Below are 628 nucleotides of genomic sequence, written 5' to 3' on the forward strand. Positions count from 1 at the left end.
GCCAGCGATAATGGTCGCGGTGCCGTCGTCTGCCACAAAGGTGGTGTCGACGCTCTGGCTGTTACCGTTAATGGTGGCGGTGACCTTACTGATACCGGCGGTGATGTTGGTTAGCGTGGTCGCCGCTAAACCATTTTCATCGGTGTTGGCCGACGCGGTGGTGACTGTCGCGCCGTTATTGGCGGCGAAGGTGACAGCCACATTAGGCACCACGTTGCCGTTAGCATCGGTCACCTTGGCCTGAACGGCGTTGGTTGCGGTACCGTTGGCTTTGGCGTTGTCAGCCGTGACCGTCAAATTGCCACTGATAATGGTTGCTGTCCCGTCATCTGCCACAAAGGTGGTGTCGACGGTTTGGCTATTACCGTTAATGGTGGCGGTGACCTTGCTGATACCTGCGGTGATGTTGGTCAGCGTAGTAGTGGCTACGCCATTTTCATCGGTGTTGGCCGACGCGGTGGTGATCGTCGCACCGTTATTCGCGGCGAAGGTGACTGCCACATTAGGCACCACATTGCCGTTAGCATCGGTCACCTTAGCCTGTACGGCGTTGGTTGCGGTGCCGTTGGCTTTGGCGTTGTCAGCCGTGACCGTCAGGGCGCCAGCGATAATGGTCGCCGTGCCATCG

General features: G+C 58.3%; 1 protein-coding gene. It reads right to left on the bottom strand.

Features of this window, described 5'->3' with window-relative positions; genetic code table 11:
- Positions 1-628, bottom strand: a 628-nt coding sequence (locus tag M988_RS06250; protein ID WP_169817468.1) for an Ig-like domain-containing protein, incomplete at both ends; no start/stop codon positions are given.

The sequence above is a fragment of the Hafnia paralvei ATCC 29927 genome, assembly GCF_001655005.1.
Taxonomy (GTDB): domain Bacteria; phylum Pseudomonadota; class Gammaproteobacteria; order Enterobacterales; family Enterobacteriaceae; genus Hafnia; species Hafnia paralvei.